The sequence below is a fragment of the Microbacterium sp. ZW T5_56 genome (assembly GCF_044987425.1).
Lineage (GTDB): Bacteria > Actinomycetota > Actinomycetes > Actinomycetales > Microbacteriaceae > Microbacterium.
The window spans coordinates 24,150-45,245 of the sequence record NZ_JBJDRI010000035.1; the positions used below are offsets into that span (position 1 = coordinate 24,150).

A 21,096-nucleotide genomic window follows, 5' to 3' on the forward strand; every position below is an offset into this window, starting at 1 on the left:
GGGAGGGGCCATTTCGGACCCGAACTGTGCACATACTGGAGTGATGCAGATGCTCTCGCCGATCGCGCGCCATCGCGCGCGGGAAGCGCGACGACGTTCGGTCCTCTTGACCGCTGGGGTCGTCGCGCTGGCCGTCGTCTGCGTGGGCATCGGGGTCACCGGCCAGGCCGCTCTGTCACAGCCGACCGCCCAGGCGTTCGACGACTCGGGCTCCACGAGCGGCGATGCGCCCATCGGCGCGGATCTCACCTCGGGTGTCCTGCCGCGACCGCAGGGCGTTGCGTCGCTTCCAGTCCCGGAGTTCGCCGCCGCCAACCCGGTGTCGTCCGCAGGCGTATGCGATCGCCCGGGCGTCGCGGACGCGCTTGCGTCCGGAGCTGACGAAGCGGCCGTTGTCGCGGCGGGTGGCGGCAACGCCGTTCGTGAGGCCATCGCCGCGGGTGCCGCGTCATGTTTCTCTCTCGGTGACCCTGCCCGCTCATGGGTTGTCGTAGACAAACTCCGTGCGATCGAGCCCCTCGAATGGGAGCCGAGCGACCTCGTGTCCATTTCCGGGGGGCAGCTGATGCGCCAGACATCCGCGGACGCGTTCGCCGCAATGGTGAGCGACGCCTCGGCGGCGGGCATGTCGGACATCGTCGCGAACAGCGGATATCGGTCGTACTCCTATCAGGTGGGCAATCATGGTCGCCAGCTGGCGGCCGAGGGAGAGTCGGCCGAGCGCACCAGCGCGCGCGCCGGATTCAGCGAGCACCAACTCGGCACCACCGTCGATGTGCAGCTTCCCGGCGGCTCCATCGAGTCGTTCGGCGGCACGCAGACCTCGGCTTGGGTGAGCGAGAACGCGTGGCGCTACGGGTTCATTGTCCGGTACGAAGAAGGCGCGTACGACATCGTCGGCTACGAGGCCGAGCCGTGGCACCTGCGATACATCGGCCCGCAGCTGGCCGCGGCGTATCACGACGGCGGTTTTCATACGCTGGAGGAGTTCTTCGGGCTCCCGGCAGCGCCCGACTACGCGTCCTGAGCATCGGGCGGCGGCGCCGATAGGGCGGTGTGGAGACTTTCCACAATCGTGAAACCCAGTTCCCTGAAAACTGGAACGGAATCCCACCAAACCCTGTTTTCGGCGCGGAAACTCGCCTAGACTCGCGAATCGGGTGATCGCTGTCGATCGCACCGAGAAGTCAGAAAGGGAGCCCGATGGACCGCAACATCTACGACGAGGATCACGAGTCGTTCCGCGACGTCGTCAAGGAGTTCATCAAGCGCTACGGAACCAACGAGGCGCGTGAGCGCTGGGACGCCGACGGTCAGGTGGACCGTGCGACCATGCGTGCCGCCGGTGAAGCGGGAATCATCGGACTCTCTGTGCCGGACGATTTCGGCGGTGCCGGGATGCTGTTCGACTACCGCTTCCGCGCCATCGTGAACGAGGAGACGATCAAGGCTGGCCTCGGGTCGCTGGCGGGTGCCTTCGGTATTCAGGACGACCTGGCGGTTCCGTACCTCGCGCACTTCGGCACCCCCGAGCAGCAGCAGAAGTGGCTGCCGGGCATGGCGACCGGTGAGATCATCGGTGCCCTGGCTATGACGGAGCCAGGCGCTGGATCCGACCTTCGCGGTATCAAGACCACGGCGAAGAAGGTCGATGGCGGCTACGTCGTCAACGGCGCAAAGACCTTCATCTCCTCGGGGGCGACGGCAGATGTGGTCGTGACCTTCGTGAAGACGGGGGAGGGCAATCGCCCCGACGCCTTCAGCCTGATTCTCATCGAGAACGGCATGGAGGGCTTCGAACACGGCAAGAAGCTGCACAAGATGGGTTTCCAGGGGCACGACACCGCGGAGCTCAGCTTCACTGATGTATTCGTCCCGGACGCAAACCTCATCGGTGGCGTCGAAGGGCACGGCTTCGTGCAGTTGATGCGCAACCTCCCGCTGGAGCGTCTTTCGATCGGCGTCGCTGCGGCTGCGGCCGCCGAGGCCGGTCTGCTGTGGACGCTGGACTACACGAAGAGCCGTGAGGCGTTTGGCCAGCCGGTCATCGCTTTCCAGAACACCTACTTCCGCCTTGCCGACATGGCTACGACCGTCGACGCCCTCTGGGCCTATGTCGATCGCGCGATCCTGCTGTACGGGGACCAGAAGCTCACGCCGGAGGAAGCTGCGAAGGTCAAGTTCTACGCCACCGAGCGCGAGTGGGAGGTCCTCGACCAGGGCGTCCAGCTGCACGGCGGCTACGGATACATCATGGAGTACCCGATCGCGCGCGCGTTCGTGGACGCCCGCGTCCACCGCATCTATGGCGGCACCAACGAGATCATGCGCGAGATCGTCGGACGCCAGCTGATCAAGGGCTGACCTGGTTCACTGAGGCGCGGGTCGGGTTCCACTGGAGCCGACCCGCGTTTCGTGTTCGCGCCGCCCGTCGAAGGTCTTTCTCGCCTGTGCACAACCCTCCTGCTGCTGTCGGAGGCCCGGCGTAAGGTCAGGTCACCACTGCGAGCGGAGGACGACATGATGAACGCAACCGAAGACGAACGAAAGAAGACCGCCGGTCGCCACCAGGGGATCGTGCCCTCCTATCTGCTCGACCGACTCGCGCGATCCAACCGATATCCGCAGGCGGCTCACGCAGCGCGCCAAACGCTTATCGGCCGACCGCCCGCGGAGCGACGCGCACAGCTGGAACTGTCGATCGACGAGAACGGCTCCCTGGTGGCGTCTGTCGAAGCAGCACCGGATCGCACGATTCGAGATGCGCAGGGCTCCGAAACGCTGCCCGGCGTTCTCGTACGCGCCGAGGGTGAGGCGCCGGTTGCCGATGCCGCGGTCAATCAGGCCTACGACGGCCTCGGAAGCACCTTCCAGATGCTCCTCGATGCCTTCGAGCGCAACTCGATCGACGGACTCGGCTCTCGCCTCGATGCCACGGTGCACTACGGGTCCGACTACGACAACGCGTTCTGGGACGGTGAGCGCATGGTGTTCGGCGATGGCGACGGGCAGGTGTTCCGAGGGTTCACTGCTTCCCTCAGCGTCATCGGTCACGAGCTGGGCCACGGGGTGATCCAGCACTCGGGTGAACTGGAGTACCAGGGTGAGTCGGGTGCACTCAACGAGTCGATCGCTGATGTCTTTGGGGTGCTGACAGAGCAGCACTCGCTCGATCAGTCCGCCGATGAAGCTACCTGGCTGATCGGCGCCGGGATCTTCACGCCTTCGGTCGATGGTGTTGCGCTGCGGTCGATGCTGCACCCGGGGACCGCCTATGAAGATCCGGACCTGGGCACCGACCCACAGCCAGCTGACATGAGTGGGTATGTGCGCACCTCGGAGGACAATGGCGGAGTGCACATCAATTCCGGCATACCGAATCGAGCCTTTGCGTTGTTTGCGCTTGAGCTCGGTGGCAAGGCCTGGGAGAGGGCAGGGGGCGTCTGGTATCGCGCACTCTCGAGTGGGCTGCGGACCAACGCCACCTTCGTAGAATTTGCCGAGGCCACGATTTCGGAGGCGAGCAAGGTCGACCGAGCCACGCTGCGGGCGCTTCGCGCCGCATGGACGACGGTGGGTGTGATTGCGAGGTCGAACAATGAGCAGAAGTCAGGGTGACGATGAGACGGCGGACGGTGGCGAAGGGCACAACGCGGACATCGTGATCACCGTGGTCCGCAGCGGGGGAATTACCGGTGTCCCTCGCACGTGGACTGTGGTGCCGCCGGCGGAGGATGAGAGCCAGTGGGTGGTACTGATCCAGCGTTGCCCGTGGGACGGCGACACCAGCACTCAGCCGGGCGCGGACCGCTTCTTGTGGCGAATTCGGGTCCAGCTTCCTCACGACCAGCACGAGCAGGTCATCGCTGACGCGCACCTCTCAGGACCATGGCGCGAACTCGTCGAGGCTGTTCGTGCAGCTGATTCTCCACCGCGGTCGACGACCTGATTCTGGATCTTCGTCAGATGGGCGCGTCCGCTCGTGAAACCGCGGGCAGCGGCAGATCAGAACGTCGTCAGCGGCAGATCAGAACGTCGTCAGCGGCAGATCAGAACGTCGTCAGCGGCAGATCAGAACGTCGTCAGCGTCAGATTGAGGACGAACTGGATCAGGGTAACGACGGATCCGGCCGCGGCAAGTGCGCCTGCGCCGATCGCGATGCCTGAGCGCACCTGGTGCTGACCAGTCTTGGCAGCACTGATGCCCAGGATGAGGGCGATCACTCCCAGTGCCGCCATCACCAGCACGCTGAGCCAGTTGATCGCCGTGGTCACTGCGCCGTAGGCCTCGTAGCTCCCATTCTGGATGAGGACGCGCAACAAGATGGTCTGGAGGATGTACAGCGCCAGGCCCAGCACGACGGTACTGCCACCCAGGATGATTCCGAGCGTTGCCCGCTTCTTCACGGGATCAGCTGCCGCGGGCGCGGACCCCGCCGGTGCCGTGGAGGCATACTGCTGTGGCGCAGAGGGGGACTGTAGTGGTGCCGAGGGGTGTGGCTGAGGCGCGCCGTACTGCTGCGGTGCTGCGTACTGCTGCGGTGCTGCGTACTGCTGCGGTGCAGCGTACTGCTCGGGTGCTGCGTACTGCTGCGGTGCTGCGTACTGCTGCGGTGCTGCGTACTGCTGCCGTGCTGCGTACTGCTCGGGTGAAGGGTACTGCTGCGGTGCTGCGTACGCCTGGGCCGACGGCGCCTGCTGCGGTGCTGCGTACGTCTGGGCCGACGGCACCTGCTGCACAGGCCACTGATGCGGGGCCGGTGCCTGCTGGTTCACGCCGTGCGAGGCGGGGAACTGCGGGGTGTTCGGCGGGGTGGGCTGTCCGGAAGCTGCGGCACCGGTCTGGGAAGCCTGCGTGTCGGGCTCTGATGGTGTGGACATGATGCCTCCTCCGTGGCTGACGCAATCGACCCTATCTCGCCCCTCGCTCCTGGTACACCGGCACGGATGAACGAGATGAGGGGGATGAGCACCCGTGGCGCGCACCCTCTCCTCTCGCGATGTTGCGGCTTTGTCGCTGAGCACGGAGGCGCCGCGGTGCGAGCAGAACTGCGCCGGCCGCGACCACGATTGAGCAGCCGAGTGTGCCGTAGGGCTCTGGCGAGACGGTTCAGTCAATGCTAAAGTTGAGCCATAGCGACTCAACTTTAGAAGATCGAGTCCCGCACAGGCTTCAAGGAGACAGATGAACGCAACACAGAACCCCGGTCAGGAGGACCAGCAGAGCGCCCTCGAGCAGTTCGGCATCGACCTGACCGAACGAGCTCGTCAGGGCAAGCTCGACCCGGTCATCGGGCGCGACTCGGAGATTCGCCGCATCAGCCAGGTGCTGACTCGACGCACCAAGAACAATCCCGTCCTCATCGGAGAGCCCGGCGTCGGCAAGACCGCGGTGGTGGAAGGTCTCGCCCAGCGCATCGTCGCCGGTGACGTGGCCGAGAGCCTGAAGGGGAAGCGCCTCATCTCCCTGGACATGTCGGCTCTGGTCGCCGGTGCGATGTATCGCGGTCAGTTCGAGGAGCGCCTGAAGAACGTCCTGAAGGAGATCACGGAATCTGACGGGGAGATCATCACCTTCATCGACGAGCTGCACGTGCTCATGGGCGCGGGTGGCGGGGAGGGATCTGTCGCGGCGAGCAACATGCTGAAGCCAATGCTCGCTCGTGGAGAATTGCGCCTCATCGGTGCTACCACCCTCAACGAGTATCGCGAGTTCATCGAGAAGGATGCCGCTCTGGAGCGTCGTTTCCAGCAGGTGTACGTGGGCGAGCCCACGGTCGAGGACACGATCGCCATCCTCCGCGGGCTGAAGGAGCGCTACGAGGCGCACCACAAGGTCGCCATCGCCGATAATGCACTGATCGCCGCCGCCTCTCTCTCGCACCGGTACATTCCGTCGCGGCAGCTGCCCGACAAGGCGATCGACCTGATCGATGAAGCTGCATCGCGGCTGCGCATGGAGATCGACTCCGCTCCGCTGGAGATCGACGAACTGCGCCGACACGTGGACCGGTTGAAGCTCGAGGAACTCGCCCTCAAGAAGGAGAAAGATGACGCCTCGCGCGCTCGGCTGAAGAAGCTGCGCGAAGATCTCGAGCAGCAGGAGTCCCGCCTGCGCGATCTGCAGCAGCGCTGGGATGAGGAACGTGCATCCCTCAACCGCGTGGGCGATCTGAAGACCCGTCTTGATGCGGCACGCTCGGAAGCTGAGCGTGCCCAGCGCGAGGGAAACCTCGAGCGTGCATCGCGCCTGCTCTACGCCGACATCCCCGCGCTCGAACGGGAGCTGGGCGAGGCCGAGAAAGCGGAGAACAACGAGGACCGCATGGTCAACGACCAGGTGACCGACGAGAACATCGCCGATGTCATCTCCGCGTGGACCGGGATCCCCGTCGGACGTCTCATGCAGGGCGAGGGCGAGAAGCTGGTCCGTCTGGAGACCGAGCTCGGCAAGCGCATCATCGGTCAGAAAGAAGCCGTCGCGGCAGTGTCCGACGCGGTGCGCCGCTCGCGCGCAGGAATCAGCGACCCCAATCGACCCACGGGCTCCTTCCTCTTCCTGGGGCCCACCGGCGTCGGCAAGACCGAACTCGCGAAGGCTCTGGCTGAGTTCCTCTTCGACGACGAGCAGGCGATGGTCCGCATCGACATGTCGGAGTACGGCGAGAAGCACTCCGTCTCACGCCTGGTCGGCGCCCCTCCCGGGTACGTCGGCTACGAGCAGGGCGGCCAGTTGACCGAGGCGGTGCGGCGCCGTCCTTACTCGGTGGTGCTGCTCGACGAGGTGGAGAAGGCCCACCCCGAGGTGTTCGATGTCCTGCTTCAGGTGATGGACGACGGTCGGCTCACCGACGGGCAGGGTCGCACGGTCGACTTCCGCAACGTCATCCTCATCCTGACCTCCAACCTCGGCTCGCAGATCCTGATCGATCCGACCCTGTCCGCCGAGGTCAAGCACGAGGGCGTGATGGAGGCGCTGCGTCACGCGTTCCGCCCGGAGTTCCTGAATCGTCTCGATGATGTCGTGATGTTCCACGCCCTCACCGAAGACGACCTCGCCCAGATCGTGGAGCTCGCGGTGGACGCGCTGCAGAAGCGGCTCGCCGATCGTCGACTCACCCTCGCCGTCACACCGGACGCACGCGCCTGGCTGGCCGAACGCGGCTACGACCCGCTGTTCGGAGCACGTCCGCTGCGTCGCCTGATGCAGAAGGAGATCCAGGACCGTCTGGCGAAGGGCATCCTCTCCGGAAACGTGCGCGACGGATCGATGGTCACGGTCGATGTCGCCGCTGACGGGCAGGGGCTCGCACTCACCAGCGCGGCCGCTCCGACGGTTCCACCGCTGAGCGATGATGACGACGTGGTCGACGCGGAGCTTATTGAGTGACACACTGCTGAGCAGAGCGAAGGCCCGCCCGGGCGCATCCGGGTGGGTCTTCGCCGCGCTTGACACGGATTCCGCGCGGGCGCGGTGACGGGCATCATAGGAGAAGAAGATTCCGCGTGACGAGGAGTGAGCATGGGCGACGAGTCGACGCGGGAACCGCAGCCGGACCCTGCAGGGGATCAGAACCCCCCTGGGCCGCCGCGTCCGAATGGCTGGCGGGCCGAGCCAGCGCACGAATGGGAACAGCGACCCAACCAGGCCTGGCAGACCGGAGCGCCCGAATCCTGGAGCGCGCGGCCGAACGACACCTGGCAGACCGGAGCCCCCCAGAGCTGGGACACCCGACCGAACCCGCTGTGGCAGGGCGGTGATCCTGCGGAAACTGCACCCACGACGCCGCTTCCGGGTGCGTATGCGACGCAGCCGACGGCACCGACCGAGCCGCTGACGGGTGCGTATGCGCCGCAGCCGCCGACGGCCGCGCCGCCGGAGTACGGGGCACCGCCCCAGTACGCGCCTGCACCCCAGTACGCGCCCCCGCCGTACGGAGCGCCGCCGGTCCCGCACTCCGCACCGCAGTACGTCCCGCACTCCGCACCGCAGTACGGCACCGGCGCGCCCGCGGGCCAGGCGCCTCCGCCCGGCTACGGAGCGCCGAGCTCCCCCGTCACCCCCGGCGCGCCCGCTCCGAAGCGGAGTCGAACCGGGCTCTGGATCGGGATCGGTGTCGTCATCGTGGCTGCGGTGGTCGTGCTGATCGTCATCTTCTCGATCTGGCTCGGAAATCAGGCGCAGTCGCTGTTCGGTGGAACCGCGCAACCGGTCACAGAGTCTTCGGAGTCTGCGGCACCTCGACCGACACCTTCGACACCCCAGCCCACGCACGATCCCTCGACAGCACCCACAGCCCCCGCGCCCGTCGAGCAGCCGACGGGCGAACGCGTGCCCCTCGACGTCGCCTCCGGGCTTCCCGAAGGAGCCGACTTCGCCGTGGCGCCCGCAAGCACGTGGGACGACTACGGGACGACCTTCCTCGGTGGCGACAACGGCGAGTTCTGGGCGACTTCGCTCACCGGAATGTATAGCGAGATCAGTGGCAAGGATTCGCAGGCGGCTGCGGAAGATCTTCTCCAGCTGCTGTCCACTGGCTCGGTCGAGGGCATCGCGAGCGTCTGGGTCACCGGAGCGGACGGGCGCAGCTACGAGTTCCTGGCCGCGGAATCCGAGGGCATGGGCGTGATGGTGCGTGTGGAGCCCGACTCCGGGCGTCAGTTCGCGCTGATGTTCACCGGCACCCCTGCGGATGTCGTGGCGAACCTCGTGCTGAAGTAGGTCAGTGCGCCGGCCAGGTCACGGTGTCCGCGACCCCGGCCGGGTACTCCTGCAGCGGCACGATGCCGTCTTTCCACGCCTTCTGGATCGGTTCGATGATCCGCCAGCACTGCACCGCGGCATCCCCGCGCACAGACAGGGCGGGATCCCCCTGCAGCAGTTCGGAGAGCACTTCGGCGTACGCTTTGGCGTTTCCGCCCGCGAGATCGGCGTCCAGCTCGGCGCGGTGCAGCGCGAACGGATCCTCGCCGCCGTTGACGTTGATCTCGAGTGACATCTGATCCGGGTTGAGGTTGAAGCGCAGCACGGCTCCCTCCGCCTTCCCAGTGAAGCCGTCGGGCACATGGCGCACGGGCTTGAAGTGCACCACCACTTCGCGTCGGGGGTGCGACATCGCCTTGCCGGAGCGCAGTGTGAAGGGAACGCCCTCCCAGCGGGCATTGTCGACGCCGAACGTGGCCTGCGCGAGGGTTTCCGTCTCGTTCGCCGGATCGACGCCGTTCTCGTCCACGTAGCTCGGCAGCTCACGTCCATCGATCGACCCCGCCGTATAGCGGGCGCGATGCGTGAACGAGGAGGGATCGTCACGCCAGACCCGGGTGGCTCGCAACGTGGCACCGGTCGCGTCGCGAAGATCGCGTTCGTTGAGCGTCGCCGGCGGCTCCATCGCCACGAACGCGAGCACCTGCAGCAGGTGGCTCTGGATCATGTCCACCAGCGCACCCGCGTGATCGTAGTAGCCGGCCCGGCTCTCCAGACCCAGCTGCTCGTCATACGAGATCGTGACGTGGGAGATGTGCTCGGCGTTCCACAACGGCTCGAACACGCGATTGGTGAAGCGCACGCCGAGCAGGTTGAGGAGCGTGGAGCGACCGAGGAAGTGATCGACGCGGAAGATCTGGTTCTCCGAAACGAGCGTCGCGACCAGCTCGTTCAGCGCCTCCGCGCTCGCGGAGTTCGTGCCGAACGGCTTCTCCAGCGCCAACATGATGCCCGGAGGCAGCTCGACCGAGCGCAGCGCCTCGCACGAGGCGGCGGCCACGGCCGGCGGCACGGCGAAGTACAACGCGATCGATCCGGACAGCTCACCCAGCAGGCTCGACATGTCTGCAGCAGCGGTGATGTCCGCCTGCCGGTACTCGATCGAGGTCAGCGAACGCAGACAGCCGGCGCCCGCGTTCTCCTCGAAGGTGCGACGCACCAGCGTCACCCACGTCGATTCGTCCCAGTCCTCGCGTCCGACGCCCACGAGGCGGATGCGCAGGTCCTGCTGGCGCTCCAGGAGCTGTGCGAGAGCGGGAAGAAGCAGACGCGACGTGAGATCCCCCGTCGCCCCCAGAATCACGAGCGTGCTTTCGTTGGTCACATCCACACCCTATGACTCGGATGGTGCTTCCAGGCAGGGGGGAGCACAATCGGGGGCATGTCGGCAGCAATCGAGGACTACGCCCTCATCAGCGACGCACGCACCGGGGCCCTGGTCTCGCGGGACGGCAGCATCGACTGGTTCTGTCCACCCCGCTTCGACGCGCCGAGCGTGTTCGGTGCGTTGCTGGGCGATGAGGAACACGGCCACTGGCGGCTCGGTCCGGCCGGTGGCGGCGAGGTGCAGCGACGGTACGAGTCCGAGGACTTCACGCTGGTCACGCGCTGGACCACCCGGAGCGGGGTCGTCGAGATCACCGATCTGATGCCGATCGATGGACCCCACACCCACATCATTCGTCGGGTGCGCGGTATCACCGGATCTGTCGAGCTCGAGACCGTCGTCCGGTTCCGATTCGACTATGCCGCCGCTCTCCCGTGGGTGCGGCAACACCGGGATGCCGGTCCGCCCGCCATCGCCGCGATCGCCGGTCCCGACGCGATGCTCATGCGCGGGGTGACCCTCACCGCGCGCGACAACAGCCACGTGGGCGCCTTCACCGTCGCGGAGGGCGAGGTGCGGGACCTGGTGCTGACCTGGTATCCGTCGTTCGAACCGCACCCGGAGATGCCCGAGGTGGATGCCCTGCTGCGACGCACCCGCACCTGGTGGCAGCGATGGTCCACCGACCTGCACCGCGACGGGCCCTATCGCGATGAGGTGAAGCGCTCCCTGCTGGTGCTGCGCGCCCTCACTCATCGCGACACCGGTGGCATCGTCGCTGCGGCCACCACTTCGCTGCCCGAGCAGTTCGGCGGGACCCGGAACTGGGACTACCGCTACGTGTGGCTTCGAGACGCCTCGCTCACCCTCATGTCACTCATCCGACATCATCACCTCACGGCGGCGCGGCACTGGCGATCCTGGCTGCTGCGGGCCATCGCCGGTGACCCGGCCGACGTGCAGATCATGTACGGCATCGCGGGGGAGCGCTACCTTCCCGAGCGCGAGCTGACCACTCTTCCCGGATACCAGGGGTCCGGACCGGTTCGCGTCGGCAACGGCGCGGTGGACCAGTTTCAGGCGGACGTGATCGGTGAGGTGATCGTCGCGCTGGATGACGCGCGCCGGGCCGGGCTCGCGGAGGAGGGATCGTCATGGTCGCTGCAGCGAGCCCTGATCGGTCGAGTGGTGGAAACCGTCGATCGTCCCGATCAGGGCCTGTGGGAGATCCGCGGCGAGCCGCACCGGTTCACCCACTCCCGCGCGATGATCTGGGCGGCGCTGGATCGTGGCGTGCGGGCGGTGCGCGAGTTCGGACTCGACGGCGATCTCGACATCTGGGAACGACTGCGCGACGACGTTCGTGACGATATCGATGCGCGGGGCGTATCGGCGGACGGACACTTCACGCAGTACTTCGGAACGGATGAGGTCGACGCCTCTCTGCTCGTGCTCCCGCAGATCGGATTCTGTGCGGCCGACGATCCGCGCATGCTGGCCACCGTCGCGCGCATCGAACGAGACCTCATGCGCGATGGATTCCTCATGCGCTACCGCGCTGCGACGGGCGTGGACGGCATCGACGAGCCGGAGAACCCGTTTCTGGCCTGTTCTTTCTGGCTCGTGGAACAGTATGCGCGCACCGGTCGTCGTGACGATGCCGTCCGGTTGATGGACCGGCTGTGCGCGCTCACGAACGATCTGGGGCTGCTCAGCGAAGAGTACGACGTGGATGCCGGCCGGCAGGCGGGCAACGTTCCGCAAGCCTTCTCCCACCTCGCGCTCGTGCGCGCTGCCGACGCGCTCGCGGGCGACGGCACCGTCTGAGAGCCGGACATGACCGTGGCTCCGCCTGTTGAGACGGAGCCACAGTCATGTCACGGCTGATCAGCCCTTGAGCGCCTCGCTGAGCTTCACACGGCCACCCATGCGCAGGATCGAGTGGTCGTAGATCCGTGCGCCGACGAGGATCGCCAGCACGCACGAGACGATCAGGATCAGCAGCGAGAGCAGCGGCTCCCACCACTGCGCCTCACCGAGGAACAGTCGCATCGGCATCCCCACCGGAGCGGAGAAGGGCACGTAGCTCATGATGGTCATCACCAGCGGGTTGTCGTTGAACAGGATGACCAGGAAGTACGGCGCCATCACGAGCATCGTCACCGGCGTGATCGTGGAGCCGAGGTCCTCCTGACGCGACACCAGCGATGCCGCGGCCGCGAACAGCGACGCCAGCAGGATGAACCCGAACAGGAAGAAGATCGCGAACCAGACCATCGCCGATCCGAGCAGCGTCAGCACGTCGGTCTGCCCGGTGACGATGAGTCCGACCACGGCGATGGCCACCATGCCGATGATCTGGGCGATTGCGAGAACCGTGTTGCCGAGGACCTTGCCGGCCAGCAGGGTGCGGGTCGAGACCGTCGAGATCAGGATCTCCACGATGCGCGTCTGCTTCTCCTCGACCACCGACGAGGCGATGGTGCCGCCGAAGGTCGAGGCGGCCAGCAGGAACAGCAGACCGAAACCGAACGAGACGATGTAGCGCAGCCCCGGATTCGTCGTGTCCGGCTCCAGCAAGGTCACCGTGGGCACCTCGGCGAGCTGCATCACGAGGCTGTCGGGTGCCGAGGTCTTCGCGATCACGGTGAACCCGGTCGGGCTGGACGGATCGGCGACGACAGCCGCGTCGACACTCTCGTCGCTGACTGCCTTCTCCGCGGCGGCACGATCGTCGACCGTCGTGATCTCGAGCCCGGGGATGTTCGCGACGAGTGACGATGCATCGCCGGTCACCGCCACCGGTGTGTCCGAGCTCTGCTTCGCGGCGATGCCACCGAACATGACGGCGGCCAGCGCCAGAGCGAACAGCACCAGCGTCGAGATCACGAACGGCCGACTCTGCAGCTTCGACATGATCTCCCGTTCGGCGACCAGGCCGATTCCCTGGACGGGGCTGACAGCGCGGGTGGGAGTTGCGGTGCTCACTTGACGACCTCCGTGAAGATCTCGGCCAGCGTGGGGCGCTGGGGGGTGAATGCGGTCACGTCGCCGCGTTCGACGGCGTGACGCAGCACGCGGTGCGCCACGGCATCGTCGTCGACGTCGAAGCGGGCGTATCCGCCGTCGAATTCGACGACCGTGACGCCGGGCTCATCGCGGAGCCAGCCGATGTCGCCGGAGGTGACCAGTTCATAGCGCGGCTCGGAGAACTCGTCGCGCAGCTGGTCGCGGGTCCCGTGGGCGCGCACACGGCCGGCGGCGATGATGACGAGGTCGTCACACAGCCGCTCCACCACGTCGAGCTGGTGCGAGGAGAAGAGCACGGCGGCACCGGCGGCCGCGCGGCTCTGCAGCACGCGTGCGACCACCTCGACGGCCATCGGATCAAGACCGGAGAACGGCTCGTCGAGAATCAGAACCTCGGGGTCGTGCACGAGCGCTGCGGCGATCTGCGCCCGCTGCTGGTTTCCCAGCGACAGTGTCTCGATCCTGTCGTTGAGACGCTCGCCGAGACCGAGCTCGGTGAGCAGCGCCTCGGCGCGGCTGGCTGCTTCGGTGCGGCTGAAGCCATGAAGGCGCGCGAGATAGACGATCTGCTCCAGCACCTTCATCTTCGGGTAGAGACCACGCTCCTCGGGCATGTAGCCGAAGCGCCGACGGTCGCCGCCGGTGATCGGTGCATTGTTCAACGTCACAGTCCCGGCATCGGCGCTGAGCACGCCCAGCGCGATGCGCATGGTCGTGGTCTTGCCCGCGCCGTTGCCGCCGACGAACCCGGTGAGGCGCCCCTGCGCCACATCGAATCCCACGTCATCCAGCACGCGCCGGTCGCCGTAGGTCTTGACCAGTCCTTCCAGGTGCAGCATCTCGTGCCCTCTCTCTTCGGTGATTCCACGCTACGAATCCGCCGCGCTGGCAACCTCCCCCGTCCGGGGGATCTTGGCGTTTCGTGAGATCCGCCGTGCGGCGGGGAGCACCGCGACGCGCCCACGCTCGGTGAACCCGGGGGACACGTGCCGTCGCCCCGGCCCGTTCGCCTCAGGTGAGGTCGTCGACCTCCACGATGACGCCGTCGAGGGCGTCACCCTCGGGTGTGAAGAAGGCGCGGTCGCAGGAGCTGCAGGTATCGCCGTCGTCCATCTCGGGACCGGGGACCGGCAGCTGCCATACGTTCATCGCACCGCACGTCGGACACACCACCGTGACGAGGCGCTCGCGAACTGCTGCCTCGCCTGCCGGCGGAGCCACCGGGATGACGCGCTGGTTGTCGATCGTGAGCTCGCGCAGCGCTTCGGCATCGGTCTCGCGAGTGACGAGCAGCTCGTAGGAGTCCGCACCCGTCTCGATCTGACTGAGTGCGCCGCCGACTGCTCGAAGTGCCTCGTCCACGGCCGTCATCAGCCGTGGCACCGCATCGCCTCGTGCCGCGCCACTCGTCGCCGCGTCCTGCTGGGTCGGGGTCCAGACGAAGGTACCCAGCCCCAACGCGTCGGCGCGTCGTTGTGCGAACCGGGCGATGTCACCCGGCTCGTCCTCGCCAGACCAGTCGACGACGAATGAAGGGATTCGCATGGCGTCCCCCAGGAGGGCTGCGAGTGCGGCGGTGGGGGAGGTCATGCTGCTCCTCGGTGTCTGGCGGTTCAGGCGAGGCCGTTGCGATGTGCGAAGACGACCGCTGCAACGCGGTCGCGTACGGCGAGTTTTGCGAGAAGGTTCGACACGTGCGTCTTCACCGTGGCCTCGCCGATGTACAGCTCCGTGGCGATCTCCGCATTGCTGCGCGCCTGCGCGAGCAGTCGCAGCACCTCCTGCTCACGTTCGGTGAGCTCGACGGGAACACCCGCGGCGGTCAGCAGCGTCGCGCCGTCGGCGACGGGTGCCGGGGAAGGCGCCGGAGCCGTCGTGGCGAATCGGGCGATCACCCGCCGCGTGACCTCGGGTGCGAGGAGGGCGTCACCACCCGCGACGACTCGCACCGCGGAGACCAGCTCGTCGGCGCCCGCGTTCTTGAGGAGGAATCCGCTGGCTCCCGCCTCCAGTGCCGCGAACAGGTAGTCATCGCGATCGAACGTGGTCACGATGAGCACGGCGGATGCGACGGCCGGGTCCGCCACGATGTGTCGCGTGGCCTCCAGGCCGTCCATGTCGGGCATCTGCACATCCATGCAGATCACGTCGGGCTGCAGCGTGGTCGCCAGGTGCACGGCCTCGACGCCGGTCGCGGCTTCACCGACGACGGTGACGTCGCCGCCGGCTTCCAGGATCATGCGGAAGCCCGAGCGCATGACGGCGTGGTCGTCGACAAGCAGTACGCGGATCATGCGGCTCCCGGGGTGAGGGGCACGCGCACGCGGACGAGGAATCCGCCTCGCGGTCGTGGCCCGATTTCGATGGTTCCGCCGGAGGCGGTCGCGCGTTCACGCATGCCGAGCTGGCCGAGTCCGGCGCGGGAGGCGCGCGCATCACGGCCGGAGTTGGCGACCTCCAGTTCGACGGCATCCGCATCCCAGCGCAGCCGCACGTCGACCTCAGCGTGCGGGCCGCCGTGGCGGCGGGCGTTGGTGAGCGCTTCCTGGGCGATGCGATAGAGGTTTGCGTGGGTGACGTTCGGGAGTTCGCGCGCAGAACCCACCTCGGTGAAGCGCGCGGGCATGCCGACCTCCACAGCGCGCGCCACCAGGTCGGGAATCCGCTCGACGCGCAGGGTGGACGGCGCCACGTCCGCGGGTGCGCCGGTGTCGCCGGGAGCACGCAGGGTCTCCAGCAGTCCGTGGAGCTCGTCGATGGCGCTTCGTGCCGACGACTCGATCCCGCGAAGCGCCTCCGCCGCGGCGTCCGGATTCACCGCCATGACGGCGCGGGCGGCGCCCGCCTGCACGCCCATGGCCGAGACATGATGCGCCACGACGTCGTGCAGCTCGCGCGCGATGTTCACCCGGTCGAGTGCGACAGCCTGGGCGGCGGTGATCTCGCGCTCGTGCTCCAGCTCACGCTGCCGCTGATCCAGCGCCTCGCGCTCCAGCGCACTGCGGAACGCGCGATCGCCGAGGTAGTAGGCGCCGCCGTAGAAGCCGGCATTGATCAGGAGCTGGATCAGCATGTACGCCACGAACGGGCTGAAGACACCGGCGCGCGAGAAGGTCTCGTCGATCTGCGGATCGGGATCGGTGGCTGAGATGAACATCGTGATGAGCAGCCAGGTGAACATGGCGACGATCATCAGCACGCGGGCGATGAACGCTCGGCGGCGATCATTCACCCAGGCGCCCACCGTGTAGATGCCGATGAACATCGCCACGTTGCCGGCATAGATCTCGGGGATCTTGTAGGTGACCGCGAGGAAGTAGGCCGTGCACACGACGACCATCACGCTGATCGGGAAGCGGCGGCGGAAAGCCAGCGGGAGCGAGACGGCGACAGCGATGACCAGCGCCCACGGGAGGCGGTCCGCCTGGGCACCGAACATGCCGGAAACCGACGTGAGGGCCGCGCTGATCACCGCGCTCACGAAGATGACGCACGCCAGCCAGACGTCGTTCCGCAGCTCCTGCGGAGTCGCCGCCGGGCGCTGCGGGGTGTTCATCCGTCCACCGTAGCGGGAGCTTCAGACACGGCGGATCCGTCGCGCGGGGGAGATGCGCTCTTTCCGATGTCGGCGGCCCATGGCACGATGACCAACGAAACCCTTGCTCCCCACGAATCGACAATGGAAGGACCGGTCATGACGCAGATCTTCGTCAACCTCGCCTCGAACGACCTGGAGCGCAGCAAGGCGTTCTACACGGCGCTCGGGTGCGAGATCAATCCGCTGTTCACCGATGAGAACGCCGCATGCGTCGTGTGGGGCGAGAACATCTACTTCATGGTGCTCACCCGTGAGTACTTCTCGACATTCACCGCGCTGCCTGTCGCGGACGCCACCCAGAGCACGCAGGTGCTCATCGCCCTGAGCCGGGACTCGCGCGGTGACGTGGACGCCGTTGTGGCTGCCGGCCTCGCCGCCGGTGGATCGGAGCCGCGCGACCCGCAGGACCTCGGATTCATGTACTCGCGCACCGTCGCGGACCCGGACGGCAACCTTCTGGAGTTCCTGTGGATGGATCCGGCCACGGCGCAGTCCGGTCCTCCGGACATGGTGTGACGAATGAGGGCCGCCCGTGGGGGCGGCCCTCATTCGCATCAGCCGAAGATCATCGGGACGTCGTCGTCATCAGACGGGTTCAGTTCCAGGTCGACCACGACGGGCACGTGATCACTGGGCTGCTCCCCCTTGCGCTCATCTCGTGCGATGAACGCGCCGGCCACCGCGTCCGCGAAGGTCGGCGAACCGAGCACGAAGTCGATGCGGATGCCCTCGTTGCGCGGGAACTTGAGGCGCTGATAGTCCCAGTAGGTGTAGCCCTCCGGAACGATCGGACGCACCACGTCGGTGACGCCCGCGTCCTGCAGGGCGAAGAACGCCGCGCGCTCCTCGGGGGAGACATGCGTGGAGCGGCCGACGACGATATCGGGGTCGCCGTTGTCCGAGTCGTAGGGGATGACGTTGTAGTCGCCCACCAGCGCGAAGCGCGCGTGCGGGTCAGCCGCGAGGGTGTCCTGCGTGTGCTGAGCGAGAGCGCCGAGCCAGTGCAGCTTGTAGGTCATGTGTGGATCGTCGAGAGCGCGGCCGTTCGGCACGTACAGGCTCCACACACGCACACCGTCGACGGTGGCGCCGATCGCGCGTGCCTCCTGCGGGGCATCGGGGCCCTCATGCCCCTTGGCGAACCCGGGCATTCCGGGAAACGCGATCTGGACGTCCTCCAGGGGAAGGCGGCTCGCGATGGCCACGCCATTCCATTGGTTCAGTCCGTGAACCTCAACCTGGTAGCCCGCGTCCTCGAATTCCGCGTACGGGAACTGTTCGGGCTTGCACTTGATCTCCTGCATGGCGAGCACATCGATGTTCTCGCGCACGGCGAAGTCGACGATGCGGTTCACCCGTGCACGGACGGAGTTGACATTCCAGGTGGCCAGACGCATACGACAAGCCTAGGTCGTGGGTCGGACATCGCTTCACGCGGGGGTGGCTGTTCCCATCAGCACGCCGCGGGCCAGCGAGTGGAAGTGGCGGTTGAACCCCAGGACCGCCGGCGTCGCCGACTCCGCGATGTCCAGGTGCGTGACATCGAGCGCGTCGATCACGAAGAAGTAGCGGTGTGTTCCGGTTCCCGCGGGAGGCGCGGCGCCGATGAATCGCGAGAGCCGCAGCTCGTTCGGCAGCGTGACGGAACCGCCGGGAAGCGCTGTCGGATCGCCTGAGCCCGCCCCGGCGGGCAGCGTGCGGAGGTCTGCCGGCAGATCGAACACCGCCCAGTGCCAGAACCCGGAGCCGGTTGGTGCATCGGGATCGAAGACACTGAGAGCCAGGGACCGCGTTCCTTCCGGAACGTCGCTCCAGGAGAGCTGCGGGGATACGTCCGCGCCCTCCGCGATCGTGTCCGCACCCCACGCCGTCGGCGGCAGAGGAGCGCCATGCTCGAAGTCCGTGCTGGTGAGCTCCAGCCGGTCGAACGAGCGCAGCGTGGCGAGCTGCTGGTACGGGTCGAAATCGAACATATCGACTCCTTTCCTGAGCACGGGGGAGAGTGTCAGTGCCACCCTAGAACGCGTATCGGGATCGGAACAGTGGAAACCACCGTGCTCTCCGGGTGAGGTTGTGCCAGACTTGTCCTACTCGTGAACGCGAGGAGAAGTTGGGTATCGGCCGGTGGGGAAACCGGCCGGGTCTCCAGGGGACGGAGACCGGCTGAACGTGCGGGGGCACAATGAGCGACGCATTGAGCGCATTCCAATTCGAGATGATGATGATGCTGCGGCATCTCAATCACCTGCATCGTCAGGTGCAGTGGCAGCAGCCTCCCCTCGATCGCAGCGCCTATCTCCTCCTGAACCGACTCGATCTTTCTGGGCCGATGACCATCCGCGAGCTGCGTGAAGCGCTGGGCCTGGACGATTCCACCCTCAATCGTCAGACTGCCGCGATCGTTCGCGACGGGCATGCGGAGCGTATCGAAGACCCCGAGGGCGGTGTGGCCCGCAAGTTCCGCATCAGCGCGTCCGGCCGCAATCGTCTGATCGCGGAGCGGGCGAGCTACGAAGAGGCGCTTGAGCGGGTGACTGCCGAGTGGGACGACGGCGAGAGTCGCGCGTTTGCCCTGCTGGCGCGGCGGTTCAACGAATCATTCGAAGGCCTCGAGAACCGGCGCTGGGAGCGTCCCGCGTCCTGACACGCCGCGGAATTGTCGTCACAACCCACGACAGTGCCGCCGGGGAGTGATTCAGTGGACGCATGACTTCCGTTCTGGCACTTGACCTTGGCGGCACCAAGCTGGAGGGCGCGCTCATTGAAGCCGACGGGACCGTGCGTCCCGACACACGTGTGCGCCGCCCCACCGGCCGCGACTCCACCGCCGAATCCCTGCACGTGGCGTTGTCGGAGGTGATCGCGGGCGTCCTGTCCACCGCCGACACGTCGGACGTGGTCGCCGTCGGCGTCGGATCGGCCGGGCCGTTCCTCGACGGGGGCGATGCCATCGCGCCCGTGAACATGCCGGGGCTGCACGGCTACCGGCTCGCCGCCGATGCCGCCGGGGTCGCGGCAGCGGCGCTCGGGCGCGTGGTTCCGGTGCGGATCGGGCACGACGGCAGCTGCTTGGCGCTCGCGGAGGCGTGGCTGGGGGCCACGGTCGGGTCACGGGCGTCCATGTCGATCGTGGTGTCGACCGGTGTGGGCGGCGGCATCGTCATGGACGGGCGGCTGATCGCGGGCGGCTCGGGCAACGCCGGACATCTGGGGCAGACCCACATCGCCGAGTATGAAGCCACGTTGGAAGAGGTCGCCTCCGGGCCGGCAAGCGTCAGCTGGGCGCAGTCGCAGGGGTGGTCGGGCGAGACCGGTGAAGACCTGTCCCGCGACGCCGCATCGGGCGACGAGACGGCACGCGCGGCGATCGTGCGGTCCGCACATGCTGTCGCTCGGGGACTGGCGGATGCGGCCACCCTGCTGGATCTCGAGGTGATCGCCATCGGCGGCGGCTTCTCACAGTCGGCACCCGATTACATCGACCTGGTGCAGGCGGCACTCAGCGAACATGCCGTCCTCGACTACGCCCGCGCTGCACGTGTCGTGCGCAGCGCGCTGCACGGGGAAGGCCCGCTGATCGGTGCTGCCGCCGTGGCCCTGCGCGCAGCGAGCGCGGAGTGAAACCGTAGAATCGGACCATGACCACGATGCCGACCGCTGAGCTCGAAGCCGACCGTCAGAAGCTGATCGATCTGGTGAAGGCCGAGGCGGTCTTCCACGGTGACTTCACCCTGTCCAGCGGCAAGAAGGCGTCCTACTACGTCGACATGCGTCGGCTGACGATGGATCACCGTGCGGCGCCCGCGATCGGTCGTATCGTGCGCGAGCTGCTGCGCGACTTCCCCACGGTCACGGCCGTTGGCGGTCTGACGCTGGGTGCTGACCCGATCGCGAACGCGGTCATGCACGCCTCGTCCGAGTCAGAGGCTCCGCTGGACGCTTTCGTCGTCCGCAAGGAGCCGAAGGATCACGGCCGCGGGCGTCAGATCGAAGGCGCAGAGATCGAGGGCAAGGACGTCGTCGTGGTGGAGGATACGTCCACCACCGGTCAGTCCGCGCTGAAGGCGGTGGAGGTGCTGCGTGCCGCGGGTGCCAACGTCATCGCGGTGGCGGTCGTGGTTGATCGTAAGACCGGAGCGCAGGCTGCGATCGAGGCGGAGGGGCTGGAGTGGCGTTCGGCCATCGACCTTGACGACCTGGGGCTCGCGCCGCAGTGAGCTCAGTTTTTGCATGAGGGGCGTCCGAATGACTGAACTGCTCCCTGGAAGTTGGACTGATGAATTCAGTTCTGACATTCAGGGAGCAGTTTCATGCATCCACGCAGTTCGCTTTCCGATGACCAGCGTGCCACGGCGGTAGCGTTGTTTGAGGCCGGTT

General features: G+C 66.9%; 20 protein-coding genes. 11 read left to right on the plus strand and 9 right to left on the minus strand.

Annotated features, from left to right (window positions below):
- Window positions 1–43: 43 nt before the first annotated feature.
- The 4 genes from ACI3KU_RS15375 (at window position 44) to ACI3KU_RS15390 (ending at window position 3,949) form a co-directional block, all read left to right on the plus strand.
- A complete protein-coding gene (locus ACI3KU_RS15375; protein ID WP_404923189.1) occupies window positions 44–1,027 on the plus strand; it encodes a M15 family metallopeptidase in 984 nt (327 codons plus the stop codon).
- Window positions 1,028–1,203: 176 nt separating this feature from the next.
- Window positions 1,204–2,364, plus strand: a complete 1,161-nt coding sequence (locus ACI3KU_RS15380; protein WP_404923190.1) for an acyl-CoA dehydrogenase family protein — start codon at window positions 1,204–1,206, stop codon at window positions 2,362–2,364.
- A 156-nt stretch (window positions 2,365–2,520) separates the two neighbouring features.
- Window positions 2,521–3,618 (plus strand): M4 family metallopeptidase, encoded by a 1,098-nt coding sequence (locus tag ACI3KU_RS15385; protein ID WP_404923191.1) that lies wholly within the window; start codon window positions 2,521–2,523, stop codon window positions 3,616–3,618.
- Complete coding sequence (locus ACI3KU_RS15390) at window positions 3,599–3,949, plus strand: protealysin inhibitor emfourin (RefSeq protein WP_404923192.1); 351 nt, start codon at window positions 3,599–3,601, stop codon at window positions 3,947–3,949. Before ACI3KU_RS15385 ends, ACI3KU_RS15390 begins: the two co-directional genes overlap by 20 nt.
- A gap of 122 nt (window positions 3,950–4,071) precedes the next feature.
- On the opposite strand, the gene ACI3KU_RS15395 is transcribed toward ACI3KU_RS15390, so the two are convergent.
- Window positions 4,072–4,881 carry a hypothetical protein gene (locus ACI3KU_RS15395; RefSeq protein WP_404923193.1) on the minus strand — a complete coding sequence of 270 codons (810 nt, stop codon included), beginning with the start codon at window positions 4,879–4,881 and terminating at the stop codon, window positions 4,072–4,074.
- Between the two features lie 304 nt (window positions 4,882–5,185).
- Here ACI3KU_RS15395 and ACI3KU_RS15400 point away from each other — a divergent pair, with 304 nt between their 5' ends.
- Entirely contained in the window at window positions 5,186–7,390 is a 2,205-nt protein-coding gene (locus tag ACI3KU_RS15400) for an ATP-dependent Clp protease ATP-binding subunit (RefSeq protein ID WP_404923194.1), read from the plus strand.
- Between the two features lie 132 nt (window positions 7,391–7,522).
- Window positions 7,523–8,722, plus strand: coding sequence for a hypothetical protein (locus ACI3KU_RS15405; protein WP_404923195.1), 1,200 nt, complete (start codon window positions 7,523–7,525; stop codon window positions 8,720–8,722).
- A 1-nt stretch (window position 8,723) separates the two neighbouring features.
- On the opposite strand, the gene ACI3KU_RS15410 is transcribed toward ACI3KU_RS15405, so the two are convergent.
- The gene (locus ACI3KU_RS15410) at window positions 8,724–10,088 is read right to left on the minus strand and encodes a glucose-6-phosphate dehydrogenase (RefSeq protein WP_404923196.1); all 1,365 of its coding nucleotides are present in this window, start codon (window positions 10,086–10,088) and stop codon (window positions 8,724–8,726) included.
- Window positions 10,089–10,145: 57 nt separating this feature from the next.
- Here ACI3KU_RS15410 and ACI3KU_RS15415 point away from each other — a divergent pair, with 57 nt between their 5' ends.
- Window positions 10,146–11,918, plus strand: a complete 1,773-nt coding sequence (locus ACI3KU_RS15415; protein ID WP_404923197.1) for a glycoside hydrolase family 15 protein — start codon at window positions 10,146–10,148, stop codon at window positions 11,916–11,918.
- A gap of 60 nt (window positions 11,919–11,978) precedes the next feature.
- Here ACI3KU_RS15415 and ACI3KU_RS15420 read toward each other — a convergent pair whose 3' ends face one another.
- The 5 genes from ACI3KU_RS15420 to ACI3KU_RS15440 all read right to left on the minus strand — a co-directional run bounded on the left by ACI3KU_RS15420 (window position 11,979) and on the right by ACI3KU_RS15440 (window position 16,677).
- Window positions 11,979–13,079 carry an ABC transporter permease gene (locus ACI3KU_RS15420; RefSeq protein ID WP_404923198.1) on the minus strand — a complete coding sequence of 367 codons (1,101 nt, stop codon included), beginning with the start codon at window positions 13,077–13,079 and terminating at the stop codon, window positions 11,979–11,981.
- Window positions 13,076–13,960, minus strand: a complete 885-nt coding sequence (locus ACI3KU_RS15425; RefSeq protein ID WP_404923199.1) for an ABC transporter ATP-binding protein — start codon at window positions 13,958–13,960, stop codon at window positions 13,076–13,078. Before ACI3KU_RS15425 ends, ACI3KU_RS15420 begins: the two co-directional genes overlap by 4 nt.
- Window positions 13,961–14,132: 172 nt before the next feature.
- Window positions 14,133–14,711, minus strand: a complete 579-nt coding sequence (locus tag ACI3KU_RS15430) for a hypothetical protein (RefSeq protein WP_404923200.1) — start codon at window positions 14,709–14,711, stop codon at window positions 14,133–14,135.
- 23 nt (window positions 14,712–14,734) lie between these two features.
- Entirely contained in the window at window positions 14,735–15,415 is a 681-nt protein-coding gene (locus ACI3KU_RS15435) for a response regulator (RefSeq protein WP_404923201.1), read from the minus strand.
- Window positions 15,412–16,677 (minus strand): sensor histidine kinase, encoded by a 1,266-nt coding sequence (locus tag ACI3KU_RS15440; RefSeq protein WP_404923202.1) that lies wholly within the window; start codon window positions 16,675–16,677, stop codon window positions 15,412–15,414. Before ACI3KU_RS15440 ends, ACI3KU_RS15435 begins: the two co-directional genes overlap by 4 nt.
- 138 nt (window positions 16,678–16,815) lie before the next feature.
- Here ACI3KU_RS15440 and ACI3KU_RS15445 point away from each other — a divergent pair, with 138 nt between their 5' ends.
- Complete coding sequence (locus tag ACI3KU_RS15445; RefSeq protein WP_404923203.1) at window positions 16,816–17,235, plus strand: VOC family protein; 420 nt, start codon at window positions 16,816–16,818, stop codon at window positions 17,233–17,235.
- A 38-nt stretch (window positions 17,236–17,273) separates the two neighbouring features.
- Here the strand turns inward: ACI3KU_RS15445 and ACI3KU_RS15450 are convergent, their stop codons facing one another.
- Both ACI3KU_RS15450 and ACI3KU_RS15455 read right to left on the minus strand, forming a co-directional pair.
- Window positions 17,274–18,116 (minus strand): exodeoxyribonuclease III, encoded by an 843-nt coding sequence (locus tag ACI3KU_RS15450; RefSeq protein WP_404923204.1) that lies wholly within the window; start codon window positions 18,114–18,116, stop codon window positions 17,274–17,276.
- Between the two features lie 33 nt (window positions 18,117–18,149).
- On the minus strand, window positions 18,150–18,692 hold the full coding sequence (locus ACI3KU_RS15455; RefSeq protein WP_404923205.1) for a YbhB/YbcL family Raf kinase inhibitor-like protein: 543 nt from the start codon (window positions 18,690–18,692) through the stop codon (window positions 18,150–18,152).
- A gap of 209 nt (window positions 18,693–18,901) precedes the next feature.
- Here ACI3KU_RS15455 and ACI3KU_RS15460 point away from each other — a divergent pair, with 209 nt between their 5' ends.
- The 3 genes from ACI3KU_RS15460 (at window position 18,902) to pyrE (ending at window position 20,936) form a co-directional block, all read left to right on the plus strand.
- Window positions 18,902–19,363, plus strand: a complete 462-nt coding sequence (locus ACI3KU_RS15460; RefSeq protein WP_404923206.1) for a MarR family winged helix-turn-helix transcriptional regulator — start codon at window positions 18,902–18,904, stop codon at window positions 19,361–19,363.
- A gap of 62 nt (window positions 19,364–19,425) precedes the next feature.
- Complete coding sequence (locus ACI3KU_RS15465; protein ID WP_404923207.1) at window positions 19,426–20,340, plus strand: ROK family protein; 915 nt, start codon at window positions 19,426–19,428, stop codon at window positions 20,338–20,340.
- 17 nt (window positions 20,341–20,357) lie between these two features.
- On the plus strand, window positions 20,358–20,936 hold the full coding sequence (pyrE, locus tag ACI3KU_RS15470; protein ID WP_404923208.1) for an orotate phosphoribosyltransferase: 579 nt from the start codon (window positions 20,358–20,360) through the stop codon (window positions 20,934–20,936).
- Window positions 20,937–21,096: the final 160 nt, after the last annotated feature.